Genomic DNA, 26,092 nt, shown 5'->3' on the forward strand with positions numbered 1-26,092 from the left:
TTCTTCGGTTGGACTGTTACCTCTCGAATCGGCGAAACCATCCCGATTCGGGATTGGATTCCATTGTCCCCCAACCGGACCGCCACCAGAGGTCCGCCCGCGATCCGGTGGGAGTGTCCACGTCCCGAACCATCAGGTTCACGCGCAAGGTCCGCCAGGTGCCCCCGGCGATCCCATCCAGCGACGCATGGGGAATGGCCACCTCCAGGGAATACCCGGCCGGGTTGGGTGCGCTCCAGGCCCGCAGGCCGTCGATGGGGTCCCGTCCCCGGAAGACGATGGCGGCTCCCGGTTGGGAATCCGGGGCGAGACGAACCGTGCGGTCGGTCCCCTTCGTCCCGGCCTCATCGGACTGGTCCGGACCTCCACCCACTTCGGCGGGACGGGGATCCAGGTACAGGACGACGCTGTCCCGGAGCGAAGACCGCCTGCCGGCCAGGTGGATCCGGCGATCGTCCTCCACGTCCACGCCCAGGTACAGGTACGCCCCGTCCTGCACCAGACCGAAGCGGGCGCTGAGGTCTTGGGGGCCGGTCCAATGAGCGGAGTCTCCGGTCTTCTGCCGGGGTCGAGCCAGGGAGACGGGAAGGGACGGCCAATCGTCGAGTCGTCCGTCAAGGGCCGGCGGGCCGCCGGCCAGGCCGGCGATCAACGGCCGGTGCTCCGCAGCGGCGTAGATCGTCCGAGTCCAGGACACGGGGCGCGGGAGCTGATCGGGCCGGTACGTGGTGCGTACTTCCGCCGCCAGGGCGTCCTCGGCGGTGGGTTGCCAGGATTCGGGCCAACTCAGCTTGACCTCCAGTTTCTCCGTTGTACCGGGCTCCAGCGTCTTGACGACGGCGTAAGGAGACGGCGTCAGGTGCGGGTGCGCTTCCCAGCGGACAAGAACCTCCAGCGGGATTTCCGCCCGGTTTTCCATCGCAAGCGAGGTCCGTCCCCGCCCCGGGGAATCGGTTGTGATGGGTGCGAGTCGAACCGCCTGTTCCCCTTGGAGCCGATTCGTGAGGCGCGCCATGGCCTCGGTCCGCACGTCCTCTCCCAGGATCCCGTCCAGCTTCAGGTTTGCCATCACGGGTCCGTCGTCGGTCATGGTGACCCAACTGACGTGATCGAAGCGGCCGTGGGCCACGCCGGAGAGGGGGCTGCCGCCGCCGGTGGTGGCCAGTTGGTAGTACTTGTACTGGGCGCGCTCGTAGCGGACATAGCGGTGCCGATGGCCGGCGAAGACCGTGTGGGGCCGGCCGGCCAGGGCCTTTTCCACCGCTTCCCACCCCGAATCTGCCTGGTAGGCCCAAAGGGGCTTGTGGAGGAAGACCAGGGTCCAGCGGACCTGGGTATTGGCTTCCAACGTCTGGCGCACGAACGCCGCCTGTTCGGGTCCGATCCGGCTGGGAGCCCCGTCTTCGGTATTCAGGCAGAGGAAGAGGACCCCCTTGTAGAGGAAGTGGTAGTAGGTGGGTCCGAACCGCTTCGTCCACTCCCGCCAGGCCGTGTCGTCCCAGATGTCGTGGTTGCCGGGCACGTAGAAGAACCGCATCCGGAGGATGTCGACGGCGTCCCGGAAATCGGACCACTCCCGCTCGACCTGATCCAGGTCGTCCGTCGCCCCCTCGATGAGGTCTCCCACGCTGACGACGAACTCCGGCCGCAGATGGTTGATCTTGCCCATCGCGCTGCGAAAGATGCCCTCGCGGTGTCCGCCGGTGCGGTCGGAGACGATGATGAATTGGAAGTCCTCGGGCCTGTTCAGCAAACCCTTGGCGGTCCACGGCGTGGGTCCCTCGATCTCGGGGAAACGGGTCGGGTGCTTCCCCGAGTCCCGGCTCGGCGGGGTCCATGCGGCAACCAGTCCCAGTCCCGAGAGCACGCCCAGGATGAACAAACGGCGGATGGTGGTGTTTCCTGTCTTCATGGGCTCAATTCTATGCGCCTTCCTGGGACTTCGTCACGAACGAAATGTGAGAAATAGACGAATTTCGGGAATTCGGCGATTGGAATGCCGCCGCTCCGGGTTCTTTCGATGGCAACACGTCGCCGGACAGGAAAATGGTGGGCCTAAGTGGATTTGAACCACTGACCTCACGCTTATCAGGCGTGCGCTCTAACCAACTGAGCTATAGGCCCTTGCAGAAACGAAAATTATAGCCCAGCCCGGAAGAACCTGGCAACCGGCCCCGGCCCCGTGGAGGCGCCTCCCGCTAAGGTAGAATGGAGCCTGTGGCCAGGAACGTGGGGGTCGAAATACCTGAACGGATCATCGCCGAGATCCGCAAGGATCCTCCGGTTTCCGAAGCCGTTCCGCTCGTCAGCGTAGACCCGGAAGGGTATCCTCATGTCGCTCTCCTGTCCTATCTCGAACTGTTCCTCCAGGACGGGTCCCTCTGCTTTTTCGTCCACGTCGGGAGCCGTACGGGACGCTTCCTCAAATCCGGCCGACGCTGTACTCTCCTGTTCGTGAACCGCGACTACGTGGTCTACGTCAAGGGACGGGCTCGTTGGCAGGGGGACCGGGAGTCCTGCTCCGTTTTCCGGCTCCGGGTGGAGGCGGTGTTGGAAGACTCTCCGCTGCCCGAGGAAGGGGACGTGTTCCTGCAAAGCGGAATCCGGTTCGGAGCCGGTGAAGAATGGCTTGAGAGTCGAGTCCGGTTGAGACGGAGGATGGTATGGAACTGACGAATCACCGGGCCGACGCCGTTGTGGTCGGCGCCGGTCCCGGAGGCTACGCGGCCGCGTTCCGGGCGGCCGATCTGGGGCTCAAGGTGATCCTGGTGGACGCCCGGGGACGGCCCGGAGGCGTCTGTCTTCACGACGGCTGCATTCCCTCGAAGACGTTGCTCCATGTGGCCGGCCTGCTGGGACAGATCCGCGAGGCGGATCGGCTGGGGATCGAGGTGGGAGAGCCGAGGGTGAATCTGAAACGGCTCCGGGCCTGGAAGACCTCGGTCATCGACCGGCTCGCGTCCGGAGTTGCGGATCTGGCCCGGCGGCGCGGCGTGCAATCGATGTGGGGAAGAGCTCGATTCCTGTCCTCGGGCCGGCTTGCCGTGGAGGGCGAAGAAGCTGCGGAAATCGCCTTCGATCACGCCGTCCTGGCCACGGGGTCGCGCCCCGTGGCTCTGCCGGGAATGCCGCGTGACAGCTCCCGCCTCCTGGACTCCACCCGGGCCCTCGACCTGGAGACGGTTCCCGAAACCCTGTTGGTGATCGGCGGTGGCTACATTGGCCTGGAGCTGGGGACGGTCTACGCGGCTCTGGGAAGCCGGGTCACCGTGGTGGAGATGTTGGACGGGTTGCTTCCCGGCGTCGACCGCGATCTGGTCCGGCCTCTGGCGAAACGCCTTCAGAATCTCTTCGAAGCCATCCATCTGCGGAGCCGGGTCGGCCGCGTTCGGGAAACGGGCCGGGGACTGGAGGTCGAGCTGGAGTTGCCGGACCAGGCGGTTTCCGTCGTCTTCGATCAGGTGCTGGTGGCGGTGGGCCGCCGTCCCAACTCGGAGGGCCTGGGTCTGGAGAACACGGGGGTGAGGGTCGACGCCCAGGGCTTCATCCGGACGGATTCCCAATGCCGGACCGATGATCCGGCCATCTTCGCCATCGGCGACGTGGCAGGCCAACCCATGCTGGCTCACAAGGCGACGAGGGAAGCCAAGGTGGCCGCCGAGGTCATCGCCGGCGAGGAGTCCGGTTATGAGCCGGAAGCGGTTCCGGCCGTCGTCTTCACTGATCCGGAGGTGGCCTGGTGCGGCCTGACCGAAGGGGAAGCCAGGGACGAGGGTCAGGACATTCAGGTGGTGCGGTTCCCCTGGGCGGCGTCGGGCCGGGCCCTGACCATGGGAAGGCCCGAGGGGCTGACGAAGATGATTCTTGATCCGGACTCGGGACAGGTCCTGGGAGTCGGCATCGTGGGCGCCCACGCCGGCGAGCTCATCGCGGAAGGGGTGGCGGCCATCGAGATGGCGGCCCTGGCCGAGGATCTGGCGCTCTGTATTCACGCCCATCCCACCCTTTCCGAGACCCTGGGCGAGGCGGCGGAGTCCTTCATGGGCCAGCCCACCCACCTTTACCGCCCGCCAAGAAAGAGGAGGGGCGTCTTTTAGGCGCCGCTCCTGGTCGGCGGCCGGGATGCCGCCGCTATCGTTTGCCTTGCGTTGGCGATCAGGGGTATTTTGGGGCCGCTGCCGAGAAAGGATCGATCCAACATGGGAGAGAACCGTGACAATTTTGGCTGTCGATCCACACTGACGACTGGAAACCTCGAAGCCGGTTTTTTCGATCTCACGTTGCTGGAGCGGCGCGGGGTGGGCCATGTCTCCCGGCTCCCGTTCTGCATGAAGATCCTGCTGGAAAATCTCCTCCGGCATGAGGACGGGATCACGGTGACCGCCGAGGACGTGGCCAGTTTGGCCGACTGGCAACCGTCCTCCGATGCCCAGCCCGAGATCGCCTTCCGCCCGGCCCGGGTTCTGCTGCAGGATTTCACTGGAGTTCCCGCGGTCGTGGATCTGGCCGCCATGCGGGACGCCATGATCGGGATGGGAGGGGACCCGGACCGGATCAACCCCCTGGTCCCGGCCGAGCTGGTCATCGACCACTCGGTCCAGGTCGATTCCTTCGGGACCCGCCGGTCCTTCCGGTTCAACGTGGAGAAGGAATTTCAGCGCAACCTGGAACGCTACGCCTTTCTGCGCTGGGGCCAGACCGCGTTCGACAACTTCCGCGTCGTTCCCCCGGCCACCGGAATCGTCCATCAGGTCAACCTGGAGTACCTGGCCCGTGTCGTGTTCCAGCCGGGAGAGAACGGGGACCGCCTTTGCTACCCCGACACCCTCGTCGGAACCGACAGCCACACCACCATGGTCAACGGATTGGGGGTTCTGGGTTGGGGCGTGGGCGGTATCGAGGCGGAAGCCGCCATGCTGGGACAACCCATCAGCATGCTGTTGCCGCAGGTCGTGGGATTCGGGTTGCACGGGGTCCTGCCCGAGGGAGCCACGGCCACCGACCTGGTGCTGCGGATCACCCAGATGCTCCGGGAAAAGGGCGTGGTCGGAAAGTTCGTGGAGTTCTACGGTTCCGGGATCGCCGGCCTCTCCCTGGCCGACCGGGCGACTCTGGGCAACATGTCCCCCGAGTACGGAGCCACCTGCGCCATCTTTCCCATCGACGACGAGACCCTGAGCTATCTCCGGCTCACCGCGCGGCCGGCGGAGCAGGTGGCCCTGGTGGAGAGCTACGCCAAGGCGCAGGGCATGTTCCACGGTCCCGACAGCCCGGAGGCGGAATACAGCGACACTCTGAGCCTGGATCTGGCCTCGGTCGAACCCGCCATTGCGGGACCGAAGCGTCCTCAGGACCGCATCCCCTTGACGCAGTCGAAGCCGGCGTTTCTGGAATTCGTGTCCCAATCGGCCGGGAACGGAAAACCCGCCGCCGCGGATATGCTGCCTGTCGCGCAAGCAGACGGGGACGGCTCCGGCGCCCTCGACCTGGACCACGGCTCCGTGGTCATCGCCGCCATCACGAGCTGCACCAACACCTCGAATCCGTCGGTCATGGTGGGGGCCGGACTCCTGGCTCGCAAGGCGGTCCAGCGCGGTCTGGTGAGGAAACCCTGGGTCAAGACCAGTCTGGCGCCGGGATCGAAGGTGGTGACCGAGTACCTGGAGAAGGCCGGCCTGATGGCAGACCTGGCCGCTCTGGGGTTCGATCTGGTGGGCTACGGCTGCACCACCTGCATCGGCAACAGCGGTCCCCTGGCCCCGCCGATCTCCAAGGCGGTCCACGAGCGCGACCTGGTGGTTTGCGCCGTCCTGTCGGGCAACCGAAACTTCGAGGGCCGGATCAGCCCGGACGTTCGAGCCAACTACCTGGCCTCGCCGCCCCTGGTCGTCGCCTACGCCATCGCCGGCCGCATGGATCACGACCTGTACCAAGAGCCTCTGGGGCAGGATTCCCAGGGACGGGAGGTTTATCTGCGGGACATCTGGCCGACCCACCAGGAGATTCAGGCGGTGATCGCGGAAGCGGTGCTGCCGGAGATGTTCCGGGAGAAGTACGGCGACGTCTTCAGTGGGAACGAGCGGTGGCGGGAGCTGCCCGCGCCCGAGGGCCGGGGCTTTTCCTGGGAGGCGGATTCCACCTACGTGCGGAGGCCGACCTTCTTTGACGGGATGCCTCGAAACCCGGAACCGCTTCGGGACCTGGATGGAATGAGGGCCTTGGCGTTGCTGGGAGACTCGGTGACCACGGACCACATCTCGCCGGCCGGGGCGATTCCGGTGGACGGACCCGCCGGCCGCTATCTCATGGAGCAAGGGGTCGAACCGTCCGACTTCAACTCCTTCGGCTCGCGCCGCGGCAACCACGAGGTCATGGTGAGGGGGACCTTCGGAAACATCCGGCTCCGGAATCTGCTGGTCCCGGGCGTCGAAGGCGGATACACCCGATGCTCGCCCGGAGGCGATGTGGTTTCCATCTACGACGCCAGCATGGAGTACCAGCGCCAAGGGACACCGCTGATCATTCTGGCCGGCAAGGAATACGGTTCGGGCTCCTCCCGGGACTGGGCGGCCAAGGGGACGCGGCTGCTGGGAGTCGAGGCCGTTCTGGCCGAGACCTACGAGCGCATCCACCGGAGCAATCTCATCGGCATGGGCGTTTTACCCCTCCAGTTTGTGGACGGGCAGAATCGGGAATCGCTGGAACTGAACGGTTTCGAGACTTACGGGCTGACCGGCCTCTCGAAAGGGTTGGAGCCGGGGGCTACCCTCCGGATGCGCGTCTCTTCTCCCGGAGCCGACGACATCGAGTTCCCGGTCCTGGTTCGAATCGACACCCCCAATGAGATGTCTTATTTCCAACACCGGGGCATCCTGCACTATGTTCTGAGGTCCCTGGCGAGTTGACCCGGGATGAGGGAGGGGACCGGTTGAGGCTGAATCGTTGACCGTTCGAGCCCGAACTATCGAGTTGCCCATTTTCCCCCTCCCCGGAGTCGTGTTCTTCCCCCGGGTGGTCCTCCCCCTGCACATCTTCGAACCGCGCTACAAGGCCATGGTGGCCAGCGCCCTGGACGGGAACGGACACATCGGCATGGTCCTCCTCCGGGAGGGGTGGCGCCCTCAATACCACGCTTCCCCGCCGGTCTTCGGAACCGGCACCATGGGTCTGATCACTCAGCCGGAAGAGCTTGAGGACGGCAAGTACAACCTCCTGCTCCGGGGGCTTCAGCGTTATCAGATCTTGGAAATCCTGCAGGAAACGCCCTTCCGGCTGGCCCGGGTCCGGCTTCTGGAGGACGTGGCCCCGGACGAACGCGACGCTCAGGCCCTTCGCTGGAAGATGGCCAAGCGCCTGGACCAGTTGGCGCCCGAGATCAAGTTTCCGCCTCTGGAGCCCAAATTGGCCGGACGGATCGATTTCCTGACCATGATCAACCTGATCTGTTGTTGCCTGGACCTCTCCGTCTACGACAAGCAGCGGCTGCTGGAGACGGGCGATCTGTCGGTGCGGGCTCGCGGAGTCCTGGGGGTGCTGGACCGGAAGCTGAAGGCCAAGAAACTGGTCTCGGGCTTTCAGACGCTCCGGCCCGAGCATCCGGAGCGGAATTGAGTTTACGACGCGGCGACCGGCCACAGCCGGCGGGACTGGATTTTCGATGAGAGTGATTCGGCTGCTGGCGCTTTGTCTGACGACCACGGTCCTTCCGGCGGCCACGTCCGGTCCGGAACGGAATCTCAGTTATGACATCCAGGCCAGTCTGGATCCGGTTTCCAGGACGGTCGAGGCTCAACAGGTTCTGAACTGGCGAAACTCCTCGGACACGCCCGTCCGGGAGTTCCACTTTCACCTCTACCTGAACGCCTTCCGGAACAACCGCTCCACCATGATGTGGGAGCTGGATTTCGCCCCCTTCTGGAGGGACAAGGACCCGATTCCCCAGGACTACTGGGGTTTCATCGACGTCCAATCCATCCAGGTCGAGGCGGACGGACCCGAGGGCCCCACCCGCGTGGTGCGCCGCCGTTTCATCCATCCGGACGACGACAACGCCGAGGACCGGACGGTGCTGCAGGTCGAGCTGGACCGGCCTCTTGCCCCCGGCGAGCAGGTGCGTTTTCGAATCGCGTTCACCTCCAAGCTGCCCCGAGGCGCCCGCAGGACCGGCTGGGTGGAGGACTACTACTTCGTGGCCCAGTGGTTTCCCAAGCTGGGCGTCTTCGCCGACGGCGCCTGGTATTGCCACCAATATCATCGCCACTCCGAGTTCTTCGCCGATTTCGGGGACTATGAGGTGAGCCTTACGGTCCCGTCGGGCATGGTGGTGGGGGCCACCGGACGCCTGGTTGGCGAGACCGACAATGGGGACGGTACCCACACGCACCGTTTTCAACAGGAAAACGTGCATGATTTCACCTGGGTGGCCAGCTCCCGGCTGATGCCCCGGACCCGGAGGTTCGATCATCCCGGCCTTCCCCCCGTCGACATGCGGCTGCTTCTGCTGGAGGAGCATGAGCACCTGGAGGAACGGTACTTCCGGGCCATGGAGCATTCCCTGCGCCTCTTCGGGAGCTGGTTCGGACCCTATCCCTACTCGGTCCTGACCTTGGTCGATCCTCCCTACAACAGCCGCACCGGGGGAATGGAATACCCCACTCTCGTGACCGGGAGGACCGATTTCTGGTCGCCCCCGGAGACGCTCTCGCCCGAAGGGGTCACCATTCATGAAGTGGCCCATCAATGGTGGTACGGCCTGGTGGCCACCAACGAAGCCGAAGAGGCCTGGCTGGACGAAGGGATCACCTCTTGGGCTACGGACCGGGCCGCACGCGAAGCCTATGAGCCCCGGGTCCACGTGGAATGGCTCCTGGGGGAGGTCCCGCTTTCGTTCCCCTCGGTGACCCGCCCGTTCGAGACCCGGAACCTGGCCTGGGTGCGCCGCGGCGGACGCCTGGACGTCATGACCCGCAATTCCTGGAGTTTCCGGAACCGGCGCAGCTATTTCGTCAACGCCTACGCCAAGCCCGATATGGTCTTGTGGACCCTGGAACGGCACCTGGGCGCCGAGGTCATGCTGCGGGCGATCCGGACCTGGTTCGAGCGTTACCGGTACCGGCATCCCACCGCGGAGGACTTTGTCCGAACGGTCAGCGAGGTGGCCGGCGAGGACCTGGATTGGTTCTTCCGGGAGACGATCCACAGCGCCGAGACGGTGGACTACGCCGTGACCGAAGCCCGTTCCAGGGCTATTCCGGACCTGAAGGGGGTGCCTCCGGGCGAAGCCGAAATCGTTGAGGAGGTGACCGTCGCGGAGGGCGGTGAGAGTTCCGAGCCGGAGGGCCCGGCCGCCGATCGGGATCCGGAAGACGCCGAAGCTGTTTCGGCCGGAGGGGAAGGCGAGTCGAAGAAGATCTACTGGAGCCGCGTGGTGGTGACGCGATTGCAGGGAGGACGGTTCCCGGTCGAGGTGGTCATGGAGTTCGACGACGGGAAACGGTTCCGGCGCCTCTGGGACGGGCAGTACCGGTGGGTCCGATACGAGTTCAAGCGTCCGTCGCGGCTCAAGTCCGCCGTGGTCGATCCGGACCGGAAGCTGCTTCTGGACATCAATCCCACCAACAACAGTCGACTGGTGAAGCCGCCGGCAAGCGGCCGACACTCCCTGGCCACCCGGAAGTGGACCGCAAAGTGGCTCTTCTGGCTGCAGAACCTGATGGAAGTCTTCGCTCTGATCTCATGACACTCACCGGCTGCGTGGCTCAGGGTTGGCGGAATCTGTCGGCCCACAAGAAGTCGATTCTCTATCTCTACCTGGTGATCCTGGGATCGGCGTCCATCCTCCTCCTTCCCTTCATGGAGAGCTTCGAGTCCTCCCTGGGCGCCGGCGTCTATCGGGAACGGCTGGTGACGACCCTGGACTACGACTGGTACCAGCTCTTCCGGGACCGGACCCGGGGAGCGGCCGAGAGCTTCGGTCCCTGGGTCCTGGGAGCAGGACCGTTCCTCCACACCCTGGAGGTCCTGTTGGAAGACGGTTTCGGCAAGTTGCCGCCGGCGGTACTCGGCGCCGTTGCCGTCTATCTTCTGTTGCACACCTTCGTGCTCTCGGCGGCAGTCAGCTCACTTCGCCTGCACCCCGGCGGAGGCAGCACGCGGGCTTTCCTCCGCAACGGAGCCGATTTCTTCGGCCGGTTCCTCAGGCTGAGCGTGCTGGCGCTTCTTCTCTACTGGTGCCTGAGGCAGTTGCTGATCCCGGTGGACGGGTGGGTCGACTCGTATTCCGACGCCGCTGCGACCGAGGTCACAGGTTTCTACCTCAGCCTGGCCCGCTATCTCCTGGTCCTCGTCCTGATTCTGTTACTGGACCTGGTTCTCGACTACGCTCGAATCAAGGTCGTCCTGGAAGACCGCACCAGCATCCTGCTGGCCGTGTTGGCCGCCGCCCGATTCTGCGCGAGTCATTTCCTGGGCGCCACCGGACTCTATCTGCTCCTGGTCTGTTTCACCCTGGTCTGGGCCGGGCTCTACCTGGGCGTCGACACGTTGGTTGACGGCCATTCCTGGGGAGGAATCCTGGTGGCGTTCGTGGTGCAGCAGATCTACATGCTGGGCAGAATGGCCCTCAAGCTCCTGGGCTTCGGCGCCCAGATCCAGTTCGTCATGAGCCGGGACCCCTGGTTCCGCGACCGGGACCCTCTGGGAGGTGGACCAGGAGGGGGAACTTTCCTGTCCCCCACGGAGCAGGCGACGTCCCCGTCCCCCGCACCCCCATCAGCAAAACCGGAGGAATCGGCATGACCAGGCGGCTCCGATGGTCTCTCCTCGTTCTCGTCTTGCTCACCGGCACCGCCGGCGCCCGGGACGAAGGACGGCTCCTGGAGCACCTGCGCTATCTTGCCTCCGACGAGTTGGAGGGCCGGGGCAACGGGTCGCCCGGCATGGAGCTGGCGGCGCGCTACGTGGCGATGGAACTCCGGCGGATCGGCGTGGAGCCGGCCGGGTCCGACGGCACGTACTTTCAGCCCTTTACCATCACCACGGGTCAGGACCTGGGTCCAAACAACCGACTGGAGATCCGGGGGCCCGAGAACGCTCGAGAGCTCTCAATCGGCCCTGAGTACCAACTGCTGACCTACGGTCCGTATCCAACCGTCTCCGGAGAGCTCTTCTTCGCCGGTTTCGGAATCACGGCGGACGAACCCGAGTACGACGACTACGGCGACTGGGACGTTCGAGGCAAAGTGATCGTGGCGTTCGAGCACGAACCCCAGGAACGATTGGCCTCCAGCCCGTTTCACGGCAAGAACCTGACGTCTTATTCGACGGTGACCCACAAGGCGCTCAACGCCAGAAGCCGCGGCGCCGCGGGGCTGATCCTGATTCCCGATCGATTCAATCATCCGAAGCAACGCTCCCGGCAGGCCACGCAACTCGAGAAGGTGGCCAACATGGGCATCCCCACCGTTCGCCTGACCGGACGTGTGGGCGAGCGCCTGCTCCGGGAGGCTGGACGGGACCCGTCGGAAATCGACCGCTGGATCCACCATCACCTCACCCCCTATTCGTTCCCCATGGACGGGATTTCCATCCGCCTGGATGTGGACGTGGTGCCGGTCCGTCACCGGGTAAAGAACGTCGTTGGCGTCGTACCCGGCGAATCGGAGGAAGCGGTGGTGATCGGCGCTCACTACGACCACCTGGGTTTCGGGGACGAATCCTCCCTGGCGGAACAGCACCTGGGTCAGATCCACAATGGGGCGGACGACAATGCTTCCGGGGTGGCCGCGCTACTGGTGCTCGCCCGCGACCTGTCGGCGGCCCGGCCCGGCCGCACCATCGTTTTCGCCGCATTTGCAGCCGAGGAACTGGGACTCCTGGGCTCCCGCCACTACGTGCAGCATCCGCCTTTGCCGCTGGAACGAACCGTGGCCATGGTGAACCTGGACATGATCGGACGCAGCGACGGCGACGTGCTCATTGGAGGAGTGGGCACGGCAAAGGAGTTTCGCGACCTGCTCCACGACGTAGAGGCGCACACACCGCTGACCTTCAAATACGCCAGCACCCCCCGGGGTTCGAGCGACCATCTCTCTTTCGCCTCGGCGGGAATCCCGGTCCTCTTCTTCTTTACGGGCCTGCACCCCGACTACCACAAGCCGTCCGACGACTGGGAGAAGATCGACCTGGTCCGAACCTGGCAGGTGGTGGAGGCCGTGCGTAAGACCGTGGAGCGGCTGAGCCGTCTGGAGAGCCGGCCCCGGTACGTGGACCTCCGGCAGGGGAGGATGCCGCTCGACGACCGGCCCTGGCTGGGTATCGCCCCCGACATGAGCTGGACGCTGGGCGGCATCCAGATCGCACAGGTCCTGAGCTGGAGTCCAGCCCACGAGGCGGGATTGGAGGAGAAGGACGTGCTGGTGGAATTCGGCGGGCGGGTGATACGCAATCTCCGGGACCTGCGCAACCTGATCCGGTCACGGAAGCCGGGAGATCAGGTCAAGATCCTGGTGCTACGACGAGGGCAACTGGTCGAGGTGACCGCCCGGCTCGACCGGCGGTCCGCACGGTAAGCGCTCGGCTCTGCGATCGGAGGCTGGGGGCTCGAAGCGCAGATTTCGCCAATTCCTCACGGTTCCTGAGACCCTCTCCCCAGCAGGCTTAAACGCCTGCCTCGTCATCCACAGTCCAGGACACGTTTGCCGAGCGGCTGCACGGTCCGAAAGTTGTTCGGATAGACGGCGCCGAACGCGGCGATCTGCTCCGGCGACATCGTGAGGGGCTCGGTCAGGACGGTCCAATTGACGCCTTCGGTGCAGGGTGGAGTCGTGAGCGATCCCCGGTAGCGCCACGTGGTTCGGGTAGCCGGCAGCAACGCCGCCAGGTCGAGCTCGCCCGAAACCACGTGCGAGGCCGTCGGTTCGGTCGGAAAGTTTGCCCAGACCGGAGCCAGAGCTTCGTTCGCCGGTCCTTCCTGGAACAGGATTCCGACCACCGCCAGCGAGCCGCCATCATTTTGATGCACCAAGTGCATCTCCAAGGGGAATTGAATGCCGTCAACCGTATGCTCGCTGGCATGGTGGAAGTGGAACTGCAGCAGTTCGAAGCGTACCCCGCTGAGGACGGTGGCGCTGCCGGGGTCCGGGTTCACCTGAATCGTGTGCCCGTTATTCTCGACGGCGATGCGGGTCCGCCGGTATTCAAACTCGATCGCCATCGGATCGGCATTCCGGTCGGCGGTCAGATCGATGGGAGACTGCTCTTCGCCCATGGCGCACACGCTGAACGCCGGGTCGAGCGTGCCCCAGTGCGCCGGGCCGTTGTGCGGCTCATACCCCCATGACGATTCGGTATGGTGCGATGCATCTTCGCCCCCGACGGGTGCCGGCTCTTCCGCGCTCTGGCACCCGAACGGCGCCAAGGCGACGATTGCGATTGCGGATAAGATACTTCGTGTCATTTTCCCTCCGATTCTCTGTTGTCAACTTGAGAGTCTACCGTAACCGATGCCGGACGACCCCTTTGAAGAACTCGTCGCCGAACCTGGTCATGAATTCCCAAATGACGCCTGCGTCGAGCCGGATGGCAACGGTATCTTACACCGGCGTCCCGGAGCCTTGTTGCTGGTCCCGATCTTAGCCTTTCCGGACCCACGCCCTGACTCGTTTCACGTGGGTCCATGGCCGCAACATCGCGGAAAAAACATCGCATACGATCCCCTGCTCATCCACAAGGAATGTGACGCGCCCGGGCAGCCCCCATGAATAGGCTCCGTACAGGCGACGAACGACATTTTCCGGGTCGCTGGCGATCTGAAAGGGCAGGGCCTGGCATTCGGCAAATTTACGGTGTGAGTCTACGCTGGCGCTGTTGATGCCGATCACCTCCACGCCCAGTTCGACCAGGTCTTCATGAATATCTCGGAGACCGCGAACCTGGAGGGTGCACCCCGGGGAATCGTCCGCCGGATAGAAAAACAGAACCACCTTCCGGCCGCGTAACGAACTCAGCCGGAGAGAATCATTCTTCGTTGTCTTCAGAACGAAGTCGGGTGCGGTGTCACCGGCGGAAACGGCCACAGTGTGAAATGCCTGTCAAAGCGGGACGAACGAAACGACGAAAGACACGGAAGAGCCGATTGGCAGGTGCGAAGCACACGCCTCCAGGATGAGTCGGGTCAGGAAGAATTGTCTGGTCAGCGGGCTCGCAGCGCGGCTGGGCCGAAAAGTCAAACGTCGAACCGGCTAATCGGCGGAATCCTGCGTGCGGTCGCCCATGTCGACGGTGCCTTTGAAGTTGGAACCCTCTTTCAGAATGACTTCGGGAGCGATCAGCTTGCCTCGGACGCAACCCGTTTCACTCAAGAGAATCTGTTCCTCTCCCCGAAGGAGGCCGTCTACATAACCATCAACCCGAATCACCCTGGCCAGGAGGTCGGCCTTGATCCGGCCTTCCTTCCCCACTGTGATGTTGCACCCGGTCAGGGTGAGCTGTCCTTCGACACGACCCTTGATGACCATATCCTGCGATCCGCTCACTTCCCCCTTGATGGTGATGCTGGAGCCGATGACGGATCGGTTCCCGTTTCGCCCCCCGGCATCCGGCTGGGTAGTAATTCGAGGTAAAGTCCCTCGGGACGCTTTCAATGGTTCCGGCGAATCCTTTTCCCACATGTATGACTCCCTTCGGCTCAAACCCGCATTAGGATAGATGACATCCCTGTCATCTCCTCGTGGTCTTTCCTGCACTGGGCTGATCAGCCCGGCCCTGGGGCTGGACAATCCGAAAATACCGGCGCCGCGTCAGCCAGCCGGGACGATGTTCACGGTCGCCGCAGATACTGCGGGCTTCTGGACATCCACCCGGTACGCAACAAAAACAGAGCAGGAAACGACAACGGATAGGGCAAAGACGTAGAAGATGCAGCCCCCCCGTTCCCGTTAGCCTCAGCGTTGAAACCAGTGGTGGATCCGCGTCGCCGTCGACCGCGGTGCTACAGCCCGATGGGCTCAAAAAGGGAACCCCGTATGTCGAAGAAACCTTCTGAATTCAGTCATCACATCCGGCGTGAGGGCAATGTCGTCATTGTCGCGCTGCGGGGACATCTGGATGGCTTTGCCGCGATGGAACTAAAGCCGGCAATTGACGAACTGCTCAGCGGAGGCGCCATGTTTGTCGTCTTTGCCTGCCGTGAGCTTAGCTACACTGGCCTGATCGGCTACCGGGTCGTGCTCACCACAGCCAAGAAGCTGCAACGGCGAAAAGGGCGTTTCGCAATGTGCGGCCTGGCACCCGGCCTGAAGGAAATCTTCCAGTTGGCCGGAAGGATGAATCCGGACATTCCGATCTTCGACTCCTTGGACGAAGCTCTGGCCGCCATCAGGAATGACTGCAAGTAGCCCTCGACCTTTCCCTTGATCGACGGTTGTTACGGGCGGCGTTCTCGATACGCTCCCGGCGTGGCGCCGACAAGTTGCTTGAACCGTTTTGTGAAGTGCGCCTGTGATGAAAACCCCAAATCGTAGGCAATTGCGGCAAGCGGGCGCCCTTTGGCAATCCAGGACTTTGCCCTTTCGATCCGGAGCTCCGTGATGTATCTGTGCGGCGCCAACCCTGTTGCGGCCTTGAAGGCGCGAGCGAAATGGAAAGGACTCAGGCAGGCCTCCTTCGCCATCGTCTCGATAGTCAGGTTTCGACCGAGATTGCATTCGATGAAATCCTTGACGCGCCGGAGGCGTTGGGGGTCGAGTGCGCCGCGGACTCCCGGCGGCGAAATCCTTGCCGACTCCAGGTTGGAATGATGTCGGAGGACGTGAACGCCAAGAGCGGACGTCAGGTTTTCGACCAGCATTTTCCCAGCCGGCGTGGGGGCGAGCATCTCGGCGCGGATGTTAAGCGCAATCTGTTCGATCAGGGGATCTCGAAAGCCGCCATCGTAACGCAGGCTGAAAAGGACCCGCGCGGCTGCGTATTCCAGTTCCTTGCCGCACTCGTTGTCATTGTTTGCTCTGTGTCGTGACAGTCTGGACGGATCGGGTAGAAACCGCTCCGGCCCTGCGGTGGCATTTATCTTCGGATACAAGGGTGGGTCCCGGGAGATCCCTGTACGCTGCGAAATCGGCCGGTGGATCGCGGCTTATCTTGAGGGGTGCGGGTTGCCCGAAACTTCTCTCGACCCGCTCCGTCCGGATCCTGGTGATCACGGATCCGGTGAGACAGAAGGCAGCGCACGTCGCTGCCGCAGACTAGATGAAATTATCTTCGTCCGTGGTGTAGACGTCGGCGGGCCGCCGGTTCCGGCCGAACCATTTTTCGACGATCGACCGGCCGGTTTGAATCAAGTCCGAAATCTGCCGTGTCGGCGCCATGATGGTGCGGTGGATGCGGTAGGTTTCCGTGGAGATCCGGTTCAGGGCCCTGTTCATCTGGGAGGCTGCTTCCTGGGCGCCTGACCGCATCTTCTCCAGGCTCCTGACGGTCTGTCCCTCGATCTCCCGGACTGAATCGCGGACGGTGTCCGAATGTCCGGTGGCCTCGCTGGCCCATCCGGACACCATCTTCAGCACGGGAATCATTTCCTCCAATCCGTCGTCGGCCTTCCTCACTGCTCGCCGAAGCCGCCGGGACGTCCGGGTCAGTTCCTGGCAAAATGAGCCGAGACCGCGCAGTGTGGCGGTCAGCAGGAAGCTGGTGAAAAGAGTCTGCACGATGACGAGCACCGTCATGATGACGACACCGATCACCAAGGTTTGGGAGAGTTCGGACCCCATGCCGGGAAGAAACGTATCACATGCCCCTGGGACCGGGAAGAGTTCTCTGAGGACCCTTCACCCGGACGCGGCCGGTGGTTGAGGGCCGGGCCGGGATGGAACCGGATCTTCGCGCTCAGCTCACCCGCAGGATAAAGAGGAGGGCCCGCCGGCTGGGTTTTCATGGCGTAGGGGTCTCACCGGCGGACCCCGGACCCGGCGAGAAGCTCCGGGTCTGGCTGGAGCTCGGGTACCAGGGTTCCATGGCCTATCTGGAGCGCCAGGCCGAAAAAAGGCTCGATCCGGGAAGGGTCTTGCCGGGCGTCCGCTCCATGTTCTGCGTAGCCCTGGCCTATCCGCATTCCCAGCCGTTGCCCTACGACGATCCCGAGCGGGGAGTCATCTCCAGGTACGCCTCGGGGGACGACTACCACTCGGTCATGGGATCCCTCATGGCCCGGCTCCTGGAGTCGATCCGGGAGGAAGTGCCGGGAGTCGGAGCGAGATTCTACGTCGACAGCGGTCCGGTGATGGACAAGTACTGGGCGGCCCGGGCGGGTATCGGGTGGCTGGGAAAGCACACGAACCTTCTGGACCGGAAGCTGGGCTCGTGGTTTTTCCTGGGCGAGATCCTGCTGGATGTGGAGTTGGACCCTGACGAACCGGCCGTGGACCATTGCGGTTCCTGCACCCACTGCATCGACGCCTGTCCCACGGACGCCATCGTCGAACCCTACCTGCTGGACAGCCGCCGCTGCATTTCCTATCTGACCATCGAGTTGAAGGAGGATATTCCCCAGGAGCTGCGTCAGCCCATGGGCAACCTGGTCTTCGGCTGCGACATCTGCCAGGACGTCTGTCCCTGGAACCATCCGGTTCCCGATTCCTCCGTCCCCGAACTGGCCCCCCGTCCCGTCAACCGGTCGCCCGAACTCTGGGAGCTGGCCCAGTTGTCGCCGGACGAATTTCGAGAACGGTTCAGCGGCAGTCCCGTCAAGCGCGCCAAGTGGCGCGGTTTCGTCCGCAACGTGGCCGTGGCCATGGGCAACTCCGGCAACCCCGGTCTGGCGCCGGAGTTGACGAATCTGCTGAACTCGGAGGATCCCATGGTCAGGCGCCACGCGGGTTGGGCTCTGACGCGGTTGGGCACGGGCGAGGCGCTGGACGCTGTCCGCAGGCGTTGCTCCAAGGAGCCGGATTCTGAGACGAGAGCGGCGCTGCGAGAACTGCTCGGCGGCGAGCCGGAGGATCCGCCGGGGGTCAGTTGATTCGGGTCGAGGAATGCTGTCCGACTCCGGCCGCGGCGGCGACCGGCGCCATCCTGCGCTCCAGGTCGGCCAGTTTCGTTCGGTTCGCCTCCAGCGTCTTGGGTTGGATGAGCTTGCCGGTAAACTCGACGTGCATGGTCCAAGCCTGTTCCACCTGTCCGCTGTCCGGATTCCGGTACCAGCCCGCCTCCCAGGTGCGCTTGTTGTTCAGGTCCCAGGTGATGATCTGGCCCGGCTGGTAGCTCACCCGGGTCGGAACGACGTCCAGTTCCAGGATCTGGTCGTCGGGATCCAAAGGAAGAAGGACTGCGATGTGGGCATCGGAAATCCGCTTGCGGCACGCCGCGTCGGAGTACACGGGCAGATCGGTATAAAGGACCCGATAGGGCACGACCGGCATCTGGTCGGTTTCTTCCGGGGGCGCACCTAAATGGGCAATCGTCCTGTCGGCTTCATGGGACATTTCAAGATCCTCCCAGGCCGGCTCTTCCGGCGCCGGCATGAACGCGGCGCCCGGATCTCATGTGATCGCCACCGGCCGAATCGGAGGGGAATGATAGCAGAGGGGGACCGGGAAAGAGAAAAACGGAAACAAAATAAAGAGTGTGCGCGAGCGGGTTGGTCACATGGAGGTGAGAGAGTTGCTCCCGACCTGGCCGGTGAGAGCGTCAACGGTCAGGGTTGGAACCGGGATACCCGACAATGGGTGTTGACGGCATGAGCAGATTCGTCGCCATCGATTTCGAGACCGCCAATGACAGCCGGGACAGTGCGTGTTCGGTGGGTCTCGTCGTGGGCCGCGACGGCGAGATCGAGGTGTCGCGGACGTTTCTGATTCGACCGCCGGCGCCGGAGTTCAGTTTCACCTGGGTTCACGGACTCGGATGGGAGGACGTTCGCCATGCGCCCACCTTCGGCGAACTCTGGCCGACTCTCCGTCCTTGGCTCGAGAGCGCGGAGTTCGTCGCGGCTCACAACGCGCCGTTCGACAGAAGCGTCCTCCAAGCCTGTTGCGCCGTCTATGGCGTCAAGGCTCCCCGGAAGCCGTTTGTCTGCACGGTGCAGTTGGCGCGACAGCAATGGGGAATCTACCCGACGACGCTGCCGGACGTCTGCCGGAGGCTCAGCATCCCGCTGAGTCATCACGAATCAGGATCGGACGCACAAGCGTGTGCACGCATCGTCCTGGCCGCCCAGGCATCGGGATGGAGTCGGCGGCGACCCCGTCGCCGGCGAAAACGATTCCTCAGGTCGCGTCGAAAAGGATGAAATGAACAATAATCCTTGAAAATATGTAGGTGACCTGCCGATTTTCAAGGATTATAATGTTCTGCCATGCTGATCGAGCGGCCGGCCCCTTTGCGACGAATCGAAGAGGCGTTCGTCGTCCATCCGGTCGTAGCCCTGACCGGACCGCGGCAATGTGGGAAGACGACTCTCGCGCGGGTGATCGTACAGGATTCAACTTTTAGCACGTATTTCGATTTGGAAGCAGAGGTGGACCGGCGGCGTCTTGAAACGCCGGAATATTCTCTCGGCAGCCTCACCGGGCTCGTCGTCATCGACGAAGTGCAACGTCGGCCGGAGTTGTTCGAGACTCTGCGGGTGCTGGTTGACCGGCCGAATCACGCCGCGCGCTTTCTGGTGCTGGGAAGCGCCTCTCCCGTGCTGGTGAAAGGGGTGTCAGAATCGCTGGCGGGTCGCGTCGGGTTGGTCGGTCTTTCCGGATTCGATATCGGCGAGGTGGCTGCCGCATCCTGGCGCCGGCTCTGGCTGCGGGGCGGCTTTCCCCGCTCCTATTTGGCGCCTGATCTGTCGGCGTCCGCACTTTGGCGCACGAATTTCGTCAGCACTTTCCTTGAACGTGACATTCCGCAGTTGGGGATCACGATCCCAGCCGAAACCCTTCGCCGTTTCTGGACCATGATCGCCCACTACCATGGCCAGGTCTGGAACTCGGCCGAGTTGGCGCGTGCACTCGGCGCCAATCAGCGCACCGCACGCCGATACCTGGACATCCTTGCCGGAGCGTTCATGGTGCGGGTGTTGCCGCCGTGGGTTCCCAATCTCCGGAAGCGGCAGGTCAAGTCGCCCAAGGTCTACCTGCGCGATACCGGCCTGCTGCACACCCTGCTCGGCTTGACCAGCGAACAGGACGTGGCCGGACATCCCAAAGTCGGAGCGTCGTTCGAAGGATTCGCCATCGAGCAGTTGCTGGCTGTTCTGGCAACCGGCAACGTTTATTTCTGGGCCACGCACGCGGGCGCCGAACTCGATCTGCTGTTTACCCGCTCCGGCAAAAACTTCGGTGTGGAGGTCAAGCTGGCGGATGCTCCCCGCACTACCAAGTCGATGCGAGTGGCGATCGCGGACTTGCAATTGCAACATCTTTGGATCGTATACCCTGGCAACGAAACCTATTCCCTGGATGATCGGATCACGGTCCTCCCGGTCTCGCGAGTGCCCGAGTTTGCAACCGGTTTGCCTGGGGTGAGTGGCGGTTTTGGATGAGTCCATCGTCGCCGCAACAAGCCCTGAGGAGAATTTTGACATGAAGAAGAACGTCAGCGTCTATCCGTTGCGTTTGCCTGCGTCCCTGAAGGCGGCCGTCGCCGAGATCAGCAGAGAAGAGGGCACGAGCATCAATCAATTCGTGGCCATGGCCGTCGCCGAAAAGATCTCCGCCATGAAAACCGCTGAATTCTTCACCGCCCGAGGCGCCGAAGCCGATATTGAGGCGGCACGCCGCCTCCTTCGTCGTGACGGGGGCCAATCGCCGGCGCCCGATGACCACCTGGAATGAAATTGCCGAGTTTCGTATGGCCAAAAAAAATGCGCCTAGGGATTGGCGGACGCGAAATCCGAAGCGCTTTTCGCGGATGAATGCTGAGCTTGTCTTTCTGGAGACAAACGCTGTAGCCGGGGGCGGATTGCGGTTCCAAGGGCCGCCGCCGACCGGAAACTCTCAAGTCAGCCGGCCGAATCCCTGTTCCGGCAAGGGGCCCTTCAGCCTGGACTCCAGGTTGTCCTTCCGGAGGGCTTTTTTCAGGACAGCCAGGACCTCGTCCAGGGCCGCCAGGTAGCCGTCGATGACCTCGTCGGTGTGGGCCAGGGAGACGGTGAACGCTCCCGTGGACAGGTATCCGCGGTCCAGCATTTCCTGGGTCATCAGCGCCTGCAGCGCCAGACTCTTCTCGCCGTGCCCGAAGGCCATATGAGACATGGGGTATTGGCCGTGCGGCTTCATGTCGATTCCGTGCCGGCGGGCCAGTTTCCGCCAGCCGTCGTGGACCTTGGCGCCGATCCTCATGGTGTGCTCCGAGAGGCGGACCCGCTCCATCTTGCGGATGGCGGCGACGGCGGCGGCGGGTCCCACGGCGTCGGTCCAGTAGGTGCTGCTGATAAAGGAACTCTGGGCCGCCTCCATCACCTCCCGGCGGCCGATCACGGCGCCCATGGGATAGCCGTTTGAGGTGGACTTGGAATACGCGGCCAGGTCCGGCTCAACGTCCAGCGTCAGGTGGGCGCCGCCCAGGCAGAACCGCCAGCCGGCGCTGATCTCATCGATGATCATGACCGCGCCGATCCGGTCGGCCAGCTCGCGGATGCGGTGGAGGAACCCGTCTTTCGGAGGAACGTCCCGCAGCGGTTCCGTAATGATGGCGGCCAGATTGCCTCCCGTCCGGTCGATGATGGCCTCCAATTCGTCGATCCGGTTGTAGTGGAAAGGCAGGGCGGTGCCGGCCAGCGAGCGGGGAACTCCCGTCGGGTTCAGGCCCGGCATGAGCAGTCCGTCCAGGGCGTCGTGGTCCCCCAGGTTGGCCGCCAGGTACCAGTCGCTCCAGCCGTGGTAGCCGCAGAAGGCAACCGTCTCCCGCCCCGTGGCGGCCCGCGCAATGCGGACGGCGACGGACATGGTTTCACCTCCGGCGCGGGCGTAGCGCACCATGCCGGCCCAGGGGTGGAGCTCGCAGAGCAGCTCCGCCAGCTCCACCTCGGCGGGCGAGTTGAGAGTGGACATGTTTCCGCGGTCGATGGCGCCTCGAACGGCCGCGTTCACATCGGGGTCCGCGTATCCCAGCAGGCAGGCTCCCACGCAGTGGATGGTGGTGTCGTAGAAATGCCGTCCGTCCAGGTCCCAGATCTCGCATCCGCGAGCCTTGCTGAAATAGGCGGGCCACTGCCGGGGCAGGAACCGTTCGGGCCGCTTGGAAAGCAGTTGAACTCCTCCCGGGATGAGCTTCTTGGCTTTTCGATACAGCCGTGCGCCGGTGGTTTCGGTCCAATCCACGCCGGAGTATTCCGTGATCTCTTTAACGCCGGAGTCATCCATGATTCTTGCCTCGACTTTCCGTGGGCGGGCGCCTGCGACAGTTTGTGAAAGGCAAACGTTAGAACCGACTCCCGGACAAAGTCAACCGGCCCGGCCGGGGTTGAAGGAGACGGTTCACGGAATGCGGTCCGGCGGTGCTGCGGGGCGGCCCGATTCCGGTTGTTATAATCCGCACCGTGCGGGATCTTCGCCGGCTCTTCCCCTTCATTCGGCCCTATTCTCCGCTACTGGTTCTGGCCCTGGTGCTGCTGTCCGTCACCAGCGCCGTGGAGATGGGAATCGTCCTCCTGCTGGGTCCCCTGTTCAACCAGTGGGCGGGTGTCCCCCTGGGTCCGGAGGGCGGTTTCGTGGACAAATTCGCGTTCCTCCGCGACCTGCTGGACATCGGCGAGGACAACTTCACTCGGATCGCCGTGGCCCTGGTCTGCTTCTCGCTCCTCAAGGGGGTGTTCCTTTATTTCGCGGAATATTCCATGAGCTACACGGGCCAGCGCGTGGTGGCCGATCTGCGCAAGCGGCTCTACGGCCATCTGCTGAACCAGTCCCTCTCCTTCTTCGCCCTCAACCCCACGGGTCGCCTCATGTCGCGCCTCGTCGTCGATACCGAGCGGTTGCAGCTCATGGTGAGCCGCATGCTGACCGACCTGATGCGGCAGGTCTCGCTGTTCATCTGTTTCCTGGTCCTGATGATCTACATCGACTGGTTGCTGTCCCTCTTCGCCTGCGTCGTGGGTCCGCTGGTGGTGGCGCTGGCGCTGGCGCTGGGGCGCCGGGTCCGCCGGGCCGGGCAGGAGAGTCAGGAGAACCTGGAGGAGATGAGCCATCTGCTGCAGGAGACCATCGCCGGCCACCGCACGGTGAAGGCATTCTGCATGGAGGAGTACGAAGCCGGCCGCTTCCGCGAGCTGAATCGGCGGCAGGTGCGGGTCAACGTCCAGGCCGCCCGGATCGGCGCCCTGGGGTCCCCTCTGACCGAGCTCATCGGTTACGTCTCGTTCGTGCCCTTTCTCCTGTACGCCCACAGTCAGATCCAACAGGGATTCAGCCTGGGAGCCTTCGTCGTCTTCATCGTCGCCCTGTTCCGGCTCTATGAACCGCTGCGCAAGCTCTCCCGCATGCACCTGCACTTCCAGCACGGGTTCGCCGCCTCCACCCGCATCTTTCAACTGCTGGACACCCGGCAGGAGGTCCCCCGCGTTCCCGAGGCGCCTCCGCTGCCTCCCCTGAGCCGGGAGATCCGGTTCGAGGACGTGGCGTTCAGCTACCAGGAAGAAGCCGCGGCGGCGCTCCAGGACGTGGACCTGTCCATTCGCCGGGGAGAAGTCGTAGCCCTGGTGGGGCCGAGCGGCGCCGGCAAGACGACCCTGGCGAGCCTGATTCCCAGGTTCTTCGACGTGAGCCGGGGACGGGTCGCCGTCGACGGAACCGACATTCGCAAAGTAGATCTGGACAGCCTGCGGGATCAGGTCGCCGTCGTGACCCAGGAGGTCTTCCTCTTCAACGACACGGTCCGGGACAACATCGGGTACGGCCGGGAAAACTGCTCGCGGGAGGAGATCGAAGAGGCGGCCCGGGCGGCCTTCATCCATGACGTCATCACCGCGCTTCCGTCCGGCTACGAGACCGGCATCGGCGAGTGGGGCGAAAAGCTCTCCGGGGGGCAGAGGCAGCGCCTGGCCATCGCCCGGGCGATTCTGAAGAAGGCTCCGATCCTGATTCTGGACGAGGCCACTTCGGCGCTGGACAGCGAATCGGAGCGGCTGGTCCAAGAGGCCCTGGACCATCTCATGGCCAACTGCACGACCCTGGTCATCGCCCACCGGCTGTCCACCATCCGGCGGGCCGACCGGATCGTGGTCATGGATGCGGGACGAATCGTGGAACAGGGCGACCACCGGACACTGCTGAAGACGTCCGGTCTCTACCGCCGCCTCCACCAGCTCCAGTTCTCGGCGCCGGGGGCAGGCAACGGAGGCTAGCTCCGGCCGGTGGCGCCGGGACCGTCAGCCCTCGTCGGGCCCGTACAGGGCATCCAACAGGGCGTCGCTCATGCCCACGGAGCTGAATCCGCCGTCGTGGTAGAGATTCTGCATCGTGACCTTGCGGGTCAGGTCCGAGACCAGCGCCACCACGAAATCGGCGCAGTCCTCGGCTTGGGCATTGCCCAGGGGCGACATCTTTTCCGCGGCCTCGTATAGGCGGTCGAATCCCTTGATCCCGCTCCCGGCGGTGGTGCGGGTCGGGCTTTGGGACACGGTGTTGATCCGGATGCCCCGCTGGCCCAGCCGATACCCGAAGCTCCGGGCCACGCTCTCCAGCAGGGCCTTGGCGTCTCCCATGTCCGAATAACGGGAGAAGATCCGTTGCGCGCCGATGTAGGTCAGGGCCACGATGCTGCCGCCGTCGTTGAGACTGTCGGACTTGAGCGCTTCGGACACGATCCGGTGCAGGGAGAGGGCCGAGACGTCCAGCGTCTTGTGGAACCAGTCGTAGTTGAGGTCGCCGTAGGAACGTTTCTTGCGGACGTTGGGAGACATGCCGATGGAATGGACGATGAAGTCGACCCTTCCCAGCGTGGACTTCAACTCCTGGAAAGCCTTCTCCAGATCCGGCGAGGACGAGGCGTCGCAGGCGATGAGAGGGGCGTCGCCGCAGGTCCGGGACAGTTCCCGGATGGGGCCGAAGCGGAACGCCATCCTGGTGTTGGAGAGGGCCAACCGGGCGCCCTCCCGGTGGCAGGCCAGGCTGATTTTCCAAGCCAGGCTCTGTTCGTTCAGGGGACCGAAGATGAGTCCCCGTTTGTCCCGCAGCAGGTTGTGACTCTCTAGTGACATGAGCGATTCCTCGGCTAGTTGACGGGGACCGTTCCTCCCAGCGTGACCCGGTCCAGGTCGATCCGGCAGCGCCTCGCCACGATCTGCACGCCCCGGGCCCGGGCCTCGTCCAGGGCGGCGGCGAAATCCGGATCCAACTCGCGGGCCGCCCGGAATCGGCGGACGTCCTCACGCTGGATCACGAAGAGGATGGCGGCGCTCCAGCCGGCCTGTTGGGCCAGGTGCGCCAACTCCCTGGCGTGGCGGGCTCCCCGGGCGGTGACTGCGTCGGGAAAAAGGCCGACTCCGTCTTCCACCAGCGTAACGCTCTTCACCTCCAGGGCCAGTTGCCGCCCATCCTCTCGGCCCAAGAGGAAATCGATCCTGGAGCGTCCAATCGCCGCTTCCGCCCGCCGGAGCTCCCACTCCTCGAACTCCTCGATAGCCGACCGGGCCAGAGCGCGGCCGACGAGCCGGTTGGGGATCCGGGTGTCGACCGAGACCAGACCGCACCGGTCGGGGTTCTCCACCAGGAGGGCGGTCCAACGGGTCTTTCTCTTCGCGCCCGAAGCCGGAAGCAGCCAGATCCGGACCCCGGGGATGAGGAGTTCCCGCAGGCGGCCCGGATCGGCCAGATGGGCGTCCACCGGTTCCGCCTCGCCGAGCGGCCGGCACCTCACCAGAAAGCGGTTGGGGCGCTCCACGAAGACCGCTTCCTGGAGTTTCCCCGGAATGGGGATCCAGGTTCTCGTTCGTTCTCCCAGCATTCCAGGCCGCCCAGTCTACTACGGATGGGAGCGGCGGATTTCCAACCCCCGCGGAGCGGGGGGTTGAAAACCCCCCCGCCCGCGCGGGAGGAAAACCCCCCAAAGGGGAACAGGGGGCAGAAAAAGACCACCAACGCGCCACCCCCCACAAATGGGATATGGAATG

Annotated in this window: 23 protein-coding genes and 1 tRNA gene; 13 read left to right on the forward strand and 11 right to left on the reverse strand. The window is 64.1% G+C overall.

Annotation, left to right across the window (positions count from 1 at the left end):
- Positions 1-16 precede the first annotated feature (16 nt).
- Together OXT71_20420 and OXT71_20425 are read right to left on the reverse strand one after the other, a co-directional pair.
- Positions 17-1,912, reverse strand: a complete 1,896-nt coding sequence (locus OXT71_20420; protein ID MDE2928756.1) for a metallophosphoesterase — start codon at positions 1,910-1,912, stop codon at positions 17-19.
- Positions 1,913-2,047: 135 nt separating this feature from the next.
- A tRNA-Ile gene (locus tag OXT71_20425) sits at positions 2,048-2,124 on the reverse strand.
- A gap of 93 nt (positions 2,125-2,217) precedes the next feature.
- Here OXT71_20425 and OXT71_20430 point away from each other — a divergent pair.
- The 7 genes from OXT71_20430 (at position 2,218) to OXT71_20460 (ending at position 12,569) form a co-directional block, all read left to right on the forward strand.
- Positions 2,218-2,673 (forward strand): pyridoxamine 5'-phosphate oxidase family protein, encoded by a 456-nt coding sequence (locus tag OXT71_20430; protein ID MDE2928757.1) that lies wholly within the window; start codon positions 2,218-2,220, stop codon positions 2,671-2,673.
- Positions 2,664-4,097 (forward strand): dihydrolipoyl dehydrogenase, encoded by a 1,434-nt coding sequence (lpdA, locus tag OXT71_20435; GenBank protein ID MDE2928758.1) that lies wholly within the window; start codon positions 2,664-2,666, stop codon positions 4,095-4,097. Before OXT71_20430 ends, lpdA begins: the two co-directional genes overlap by 10 nt.
- A 102-nt stretch (positions 4,098-4,199) precedes the next feature.
- The gene (acnA, locus tag OXT71_20440; protein MDE2928759.1) at positions 4,200-6,905 is read left to right on the forward strand and encodes an aconitate hydratase AcnA; all 2,706 of its coding nucleotides are present in this window, start codon (positions 4,200-4,202) and stop codon (positions 6,903-6,905) included.
- A gap of 64 nt (positions 6,906-6,969) precedes the next feature.
- On the forward strand, positions 6,970-7,611 hold the full coding sequence (locus tag OXT71_20445; protein ID MDE2928760.1) for an LON peptidase substrate-binding domain-containing protein: 642 nt from the start codon (positions 6,970-6,972) through the stop codon (positions 7,609-7,611).
- Between the two features lie 46 nt (positions 7,612-7,657).
- Positions 7,658-9,739 carry a M1 family metallopeptidase gene (locus OXT71_20450; protein ID MDE2928761.1) on the forward strand — a complete coding sequence of 694 codons (2,082 nt, stop codon included), beginning with the start codon at positions 7,658-7,660 and terminating at the stop codon, positions 9,737-9,739.
- Positions 9,736-10,797 carry a hypothetical protein gene (locus tag OXT71_20455; GenBank protein ID MDE2928762.1) on the forward strand — a complete coding sequence of 354 codons (1,062 nt, stop codon included), beginning with the start codon at positions 9,736-9,738 and terminating at the stop codon, positions 10,795-10,797. The genes OXT71_20450 and OXT71_20455 overlap by 4 nt, the downstream gene beginning before the upstream one ends.
- Entirely contained in the window at positions 10,794-12,569 is a 1,776-nt protein-coding gene (locus tag OXT71_20460; GenBank protein MDE2928763.1) for a M28 family peptidase, read from the forward strand. The genes OXT71_20455 and OXT71_20460 overlap by 4 nt, the downstream gene beginning before the upstream one ends.
- 104 nt (positions 12,570-12,673) lie before the next feature.
- Here OXT71_20460 and OXT71_20465 read toward each other — a convergent pair whose 3' ends face one another.
- The 3 genes from OXT71_20465 to OXT71_20475 all read right to left on the reverse strand — a co-directional run bounded on the left by OXT71_20465 (position 12,674) and on the right by OXT71_20475 (position 14,669).
- Positions 12,674-13,456 carry a carbonic anhydrase family protein gene (locus OXT71_20465; GenBank protein MDE2928764.1) on the reverse strand — a complete coding sequence of 261 codons (783 nt, stop codon included), beginning with the start codon at positions 13,454-13,456 and terminating at the stop codon, positions 12,674-12,676.
- Between the two features lie 175 nt (positions 13,457-13,631).
- On the reverse strand, positions 13,632-14,075 hold the full coding sequence (locus OXT71_20470; protein ID MDE2928765.1) for a peroxiredoxin: 444 nt from the start codon (positions 14,073-14,075) through the stop codon (positions 13,632-13,634).
- Between the two features lie 165 nt (positions 14,076-14,240).
- A complete protein-coding gene (locus OXT71_20475; GenBank protein ID MDE2928766.1) occupies positions 14,241-14,669 on the reverse strand; it encodes a polymer-forming cytoskeletal protein in 429 nt (142 codons plus the stop codon).
- A gap of 354 nt (positions 14,670-15,023) precedes the next feature.
- On the opposite strand from OXT71_20475, the gene OXT71_20480 reads away from it, so the two are divergent.
- Positions 15,024-15,395 carry an STAS domain-containing protein gene (locus tag OXT71_20480; GenBank protein ID MDE2928767.1) on the forward strand — a complete coding sequence of 124 codons (372 nt, stop codon included), beginning with the start codon at positions 15,024-15,026 and terminating at the stop codon, positions 15,393-15,395.
- Positions 15,396-15,424: 29 nt separating this feature from the next.
- Here the strand turns inward: OXT71_20480 and OXT71_20485 are convergent, their stop codons facing one another.
- Positions 15,425-16,078, reverse strand: a complete 654-nt coding sequence (locus OXT71_20485) for an AraC family transcriptional regulator (GenBank protein MDE2928768.1) — start codon at positions 16,076-16,078, stop codon at positions 15,425-15,427.
- A gap of 163 nt (positions 16,079-16,241) precedes the next feature.
- Positions 16,242-16,766: a hypothetical protein gene (locus OXT71_20490; protein MDE2928769.1), complete on the reverse strand. Its 525-nt coding sequence runs from the start codon at positions 16,764-16,766 to the stop codon at positions 16,242-16,244.
- Between the two features lie 95 nt (positions 16,767-16,861).
- Between OXT71_20490 and queG the strand changes: the two genes are divergently transcribed.
- Positions 16,862-18,013 carry a tRNA epoxyqueuosine(34) reductase QueG gene (queG, locus tag OXT71_20495; protein MDE2928770.1) on the forward strand — a complete coding sequence of 384 codons (1,152 nt, stop codon included), beginning with the start codon at positions 16,862-16,864 and terminating at the stop codon, positions 18,011-18,013.
- On the opposite strand, the gene OXT71_20500 is transcribed toward queG, so the two are convergent.
- Complete coding sequence (locus OXT71_20500; protein ID MDE2928771.1) at positions 18,006-18,476, reverse strand: hypothetical protein; 471 nt, start codon at positions 18,474-18,476, stop codon at positions 18,006-18,008. The two genes, queG and OXT71_20500, sit on opposite strands and share 8 nt — an antisense overlap.
- 254 nt (positions 18,477-18,730) lie before the next feature.
- Between OXT71_20500 and OXT71_20505 the strand changes: the two genes are divergently transcribed.
- The 3 genes from OXT71_20505 to OXT71_20515 all read left to right on the forward strand — a co-directional run bounded on the left by OXT71_20505 (position 18,731) and on the right by OXT71_20515 (position 20,816).
- A complete protein-coding gene (locus tag OXT71_20505) occupies positions 18,731-19,282 on the forward strand; it encodes a 3'-5' exonuclease (protein ID MDE2928772.1) in 552 nt (183 codons plus the stop codon).
- 66 nt (positions 19,283-19,348) lie between these two features.
- A complete protein-coding gene (locus OXT71_20510; protein MDE2928773.1) occupies positions 19,349-20,524 on the forward strand; it encodes an ATP-binding protein in 1,176 nt (391 codons plus the stop codon).
- A 40-nt stretch (positions 20,525-20,564) separates the two neighbouring features.
- On the forward strand, positions 20,565-20,816 hold the full coding sequence (locus OXT71_20515; protein MDE2928774.1) for a toxin-antitoxin system HicB family antitoxin: 252 nt from the start codon (positions 20,565-20,567) through the stop codon (positions 20,814-20,816).
- 162 nt (positions 20,817-20,978) lie between these two features.
- On the opposite strand, the gene OXT71_20520 is transcribed toward OXT71_20515, so the two are convergent.
- Positions 20,979-22,346, reverse strand: coding sequence for an aminotransferase class III-fold pyridoxal phosphate-dependent enzyme (locus OXT71_20520; protein ID MDE2928775.1), 1,368 nt, complete (start codon positions 22,344-22,346; stop codon positions 20,979-20,981).
- Positions 22,347-22,522: 176 nt separating this feature from the next.
- On the opposite strand from OXT71_20520, the gene OXT71_20525 reads away from it, so the two are divergent.
- On the forward strand, positions 22,523-24,325 hold the full coding sequence (locus OXT71_20525) for an ABC transporter ATP-binding protein (GenBank protein MDE2928776.1): 1,803 nt from the start codon (positions 22,523-22,525) through the stop codon (positions 24,323-24,325).
- 24 nt (positions 24,326-24,349) lie between these two features.
- Here the strand turns inward: OXT71_20525 and OXT71_20530 are convergent, their stop codons facing one another.
- Both OXT71_20530 and sfsA read right to left on the reverse strand, forming a co-directional pair.
- Positions 24,350-25,180, reverse strand: a complete 831-nt coding sequence (locus tag OXT71_20530; protein ID MDE2928777.1) for an enoyl-ACP reductase — start codon at positions 25,178-25,180, stop codon at positions 24,350-24,352.
- Positions 25,181-25,194: 14 nt separating this feature from the next.
- Positions 25,195-25,926 (reverse strand): DNA/RNA nuclease SfsA, encoded by a 732-nt coding sequence (gene sfsA, locus OXT71_20535; GenBank protein MDE2928778.1) that lies wholly within the window; start codon positions 25,924-25,926, stop codon positions 25,195-25,197.
- Between the last annotated feature and the right edge of the window lie 166 nt (positions 25,927-26,092).

Source organism: Acidobacteriota bacterium (genome assembly GCA_028874215.1).
Classification (GTDB): Bacteria; Acidobacteriota; UBA6911; order RPQK01; family JAJDTT01; genus JAJDTT01.

What these genes read in the sequence shown, in the direction of transcription:
- OXT71_20420 (MDE2928756.1), bottom strand. Translation starts at nt 1,912, where the DNA reads ATGAAGACAGGAAACACCACCATCCGCCGTTTGTTCATCCTGGGCGTG.
- lpdA (MDE2928758.1), top strand. Translation starts at nt 2,664, where the DNA reads ATGGAACTGACGAATCACCGGGCCGACGCCGTTGTGGTCGGCGCCGGT.
- acnA (MDE2928759.1), top strand. Translation starts at nt 4,200, where the DNA reads ATGGGAGAGAACCGTGACAATTTTGGCTGTCGATCCACACTGACGACT.
- OXT71_20450 (MDE2928761.1), top strand. Translation starts at nt 7,658, where the DNA reads ATGAGAGTGATTCGGCTGCTGGCGCTTTGTCTGACGACCACGGTCCTT.
- OXT71_20455 (MDE2928762.1), top strand. Translation starts at nt 9,736, where the DNA reads ATGACACTCACCGGCTGCGTGGCTCAGGGTTGGCGGAATCTGTCGGCC.
- OXT71_20460 (MDE2928763.1), top strand. Translation starts at nt 10,794, where the DNA reads ATGACCAGGCGGCTCCGATGGTCTCTCCTCGTTCTCGTCTTGCTCACC.
- OXT71_20465 (MDE2928764.1), bottom strand. Translation starts at nt 13,456, where the DNA reads ATGACACGAAGTATCTTATCCGCAATCGCAATCGTCGCCTTGGCGCCG.
- OXT71_20475 (MDE2928766.1), bottom strand. Translation starts at nt 14,669, where the DNA reads ATGTGGGAAAAGGATTCGCCGGAACCATTGAAAGCGTCCCGAGGGACT.
- OXT71_20480 (MDE2928767.1), top strand. Translation starts at nt 15,024, where the DNA reads ATGTCGAAGAAACCTTCTGAATTCAGTCATCACATCCGGCGTGAGGGC.
- OXT71_20490 (MDE2928769.1), bottom strand. Translation starts at nt 16,766, where the DNA reads ATGGGGTCCGAACTCTCCCAAACCTTGGTGATCGGTGTCGTCATCATG.
- queG (MDE2928770.1), top strand. Translation starts at nt 16,862, where the DNA reads ATGGAACCGGATCTTCGCGCTCAGCTCACCCGCAGGATAAAGAGGAGG.
- OXT71_20500 (MDE2928771.1), bottom strand. Translation starts at nt 18,476, where the DNA reads ATGTCCCATGAAGCCGACAGGACGATTGCCCATTTAGGTGCGCCCCCG.
- OXT71_20505 (MDE2928772.1), top strand. Translation starts at nt 18,731, where the DNA reads ATGAGCAGATTCGTCGCCATCGATTTCGAGACCGCCAATGACAGCCGG.
- OXT71_20510 (MDE2928773.1), top strand. Translation starts at nt 19,349, where the DNA reads ATGCTGATCGAGCGGCCGGCCCCTTTGCGACGAATCGAAGAGGCGTTC.
- OXT71_20515 (MDE2928774.1), top strand. Translation starts at nt 20,565, where the DNA reads ATGAAGAAGAACGTCAGCGTCTATCCGTTGCGTTTGCCTGCGTCCCTG.
- OXT71_20520 (MDE2928775.1), bottom strand. Translation starts at nt 22,346, where the DNA reads ATGGATGACTCCGGCGTTAAAGAGATCACGGAATACTCCGGCGTGGAT.
- OXT71_20530 (MDE2928777.1), bottom strand. Translation starts at nt 25,180, where the DNA reads ATGTCACTAGAGAGTCACAACCTGCTGCGGGACAAACGGGGACTCATC.
- sfsA (MDE2928778.1), bottom strand. Translation starts at nt 25,926, where the DNA reads ATGCTGGGAGAACGAACGAGAACCTGGATCCCCATTCCGGGGAAACTC.